This window comes from Okeania sp. SIO2F4 (assembly GCF_010672385.1).
In the GTDB taxonomy this organism is placed as follows: Bacteria; Cyanobacteriota; Cyanobacteriia; order Cyanobacteriales; family Microcoleaceae; genus Trichodesmium.
The window spans coordinates 1-2,600 of record NZ_JAAHGT010001159.1; the positions used below are offsets into that span (position 1 = coordinate 1).

At 32.8% G+C, this 2,600-nt stretch carries 2 protein-coding genes; both read left to right on the forward strand.

All coding sequences use genetic code 11. The annotated features are described in order from the left end of the window. The first annotated feature begins 734 nt into the window (after positions 1-734). Positions 735-1,103, forward strand: a complete 369-nt coding sequence (locus F6K22_RS38300; RefSeq protein ID WP_293110122.1) for a hypothetical protein — start codon at positions 735-737, stop codon at positions 1,101-1,103. 688 nt (positions 1,104-1,791) lie between these two features. Continuing rightward, positions 1,792-2,070 (forward strand): hypothetical protein, encoded by a 279-nt coding sequence (locus F6K22_RS38305; protein WP_293110123.1) that lies wholly within the window; start codon positions 1,792-1,794, stop codon positions 2,068-2,070. The last annotated feature ends 530 nt before the right edge of the window (positions 2,071-2,600 follow it).

A 2,600-nucleotide genomic window follows, 5' to 3' on the forward strand; every position in this document is an offset into this window, starting at 1 on the left:
TATAGCAATTCTATTTTATTTGTGTATAAAAATCTTACTGCTTTTAGGGAACACTTAACACTTAACTGGTGGGAATTTCAGTTTTTTTATCTACTTTTTAATTACCCGCAACCTATGGGCGGATTGCTATATATATATGTGAAATAATTTCAAGAAATTACTGAGTGTGTCAAAGTTTTGAGCCTATAAAATCTAACTTTTAACTTTTAACTTTTAACTCTCTTGAGTGCGTCTTACATTATGAGGAAACCTCAAAATTACAAACTCGATGCATGATTTCCGTGAAATGGTATAAGTCGGACAGTTTGAGATGGTTTAAAATCTTTAAACATACCATTTACAGCAATGCATGAGGATGCTGAGGTACAGTCATAAGACTACTTTTATATTCCCAGTTAAGTGTTCCCTAGGACAATAAAACTTTGTACCTCACGCGCCTCCGAAACTGCTGTAATTTAAAAGTTGTACATCCTCAATCTCAGGCCGAGTTGTAATTGCCACTTCTTTTTAGGATATGATATATATATAGCATTCCTCGGTGTGGTTATCCAGAAAATCTCTTGGAATTAGGGCACACAGAAGTAGGGTAATAATTTCAGACTTTTTATCTACTGTCTGGATTTTTTACAAATGATTTCATACTGCTATAATTTTTAACCTAAACTCTTTTTATATTTATCCCTTAATTATTTTTAACATTGAAAATGTTGTATTAAATACTAAATTGAGCTACTATGGCAAATTTAAGTGGAACTTGGCTAGGTACTTATTGGCAACAGGAAAATCCTACAAGGTTTGAAGCTACATTAATTCAAGCTGGTAATAGTTTAAGTGGCAATATCTTAGATAATAATTATTTAGGAGAAGCGACATTAAGCGGTGAAGTTATTGGACGCAAGATTAGTTTTACAAAGCGATACCTTATAGGTTCACAATACATTATTAATTATGTTGGCACTGTTTCTGAAGATGAAAATTTTATGCAAGGGGAATGGCGAATAAATAGGTTGAATTCTGGTATTTGGGAAGCTCACAAAAGCAATGAAGACCTAATGTTCGAGCTAAAAAATATTTTATCTGAACAGTTACCTCTATCTTTGTAAGCATTTCCTTACCGGAATGCTCTGCAAACAGCTATTAGCTATTAGCAGTCAGTAATAAAAATGAATGACGAATGCTTGTAAAATGTCTCAATCTGAACAATTATTTCTGTATAATTTGTCTGGTAGATGCCATCTGGTAAGCTGATATCCTTTGACTAATCCTTTTATAGCAACTACCAGAAACTTTGCTATACTTGGATTTTCTATTTATAAATATTATTTGTCGGAGTAAATCCTGAGTCTTGACTGGTTATTGTTTTTTTGAAGCTAATTTTTTCCAGCTTCCAAGTATAGCAATAATTTTGATAATTACTATTAATTATTACTCAGTCTCTCAATATTAATTGAGACTTTATCTTGCCATAAGCTGATGACTTAATGCTTACTGAAAAATTAAGGTATAAAGCCTCTCCATTTATAGATAAAAAGCGGTCGGAAAGCGGAGCATTCCGAAGGATGGGATGGCGAGGTCTCCTCGCTTGCCTCCAATCGACCAAGACAGCGGTCGGAAAGCGGAGCATTCTGTAGGATGGGATGGATGGGTTACCTAACCATATCCAATCACCAAAAGAAGAAAAAAAATTCTTTGAATGTCAATTCTTCTATTACAGAAGAGGTAATTATTAATTGTTGAATTATCTTTGAGTTAACCATTAATAATTTGTCCTGTTATGTAACCCAATAAATTATGCAAAAAAATACTCCTATATATTGTTTTAGAGCAACTTGGAAATCAGAAAGTAAATTTGATACTAATATGATCCCTGAATGGATATGCGTAGAAACTAATTGGCAAGGATACAAAATATCAACTGTTCCTTGGATAGCAGATGTTGCTGTTACGATCGGGATATTGAATATAGAAAATACCCCTTATGGATGGATTTCATATTTAAAAAAATTTGGATTCCAAGATATTAAACAGGTAACCTGTGAAGATATATTTGAGGAAAAATTATACTCTTAACTATGATTTGTTTTGATAGTCAATACTTATTGTCACTAATATTAAGTTATTGAAGTTATATCCGTAAATCTATACCATCACTGCTAAATTCATTAATATAAATTTAGGATATAGTTAATGCCTTATGCTAGAATACATTAATCAAAACTACTGAATTATATCATGTCCGCTGGGGCGCGTTTGTGTAAACCCAAGGGTGAATATCTACAGGAAATTTAAGTTTTTTTTCTTGCCCTTAAGTATTCTTGCCAGTTAAGTGTTTCCAGTTAAGTGTTCCCTACCTTTGCTATACAATACCGATGCTACCGGACATGATATTAGTAGGAAAGTTGAATCAAAAACAACCGTAATGATATTCACCAGAGCAGAACTGTAGAAAATGCTCCAAAAAAGAGTGTTATTAGTTTGAAGATATCTCTACTGTTAGGAAAATAATCTCCTACTATCCGATCGGATTAGGAATAAATGTAATAGAAGCTAATGATGGTATAGAGGCAGGAGAGTAAACCTATTTAATTAGAGTCTTTTCT

Excerpts from the sequence above, each read along its gene's own strand:
- F6K22_RS38305 (WP_293110123.1), top strand. The coding sequence starts at position 1,792 with ATGCAAAAAAATACTCCTATATATTGTTTTAGAGCAACTTGGAAATCA.
- F6K22_RS38300 (WP_293110122.1), top strand. The coding sequence starts at position 735 with ATGGCAAATTTAAGTGGAACTTGGCTAGGTACTTATTGGCAACAGGAA.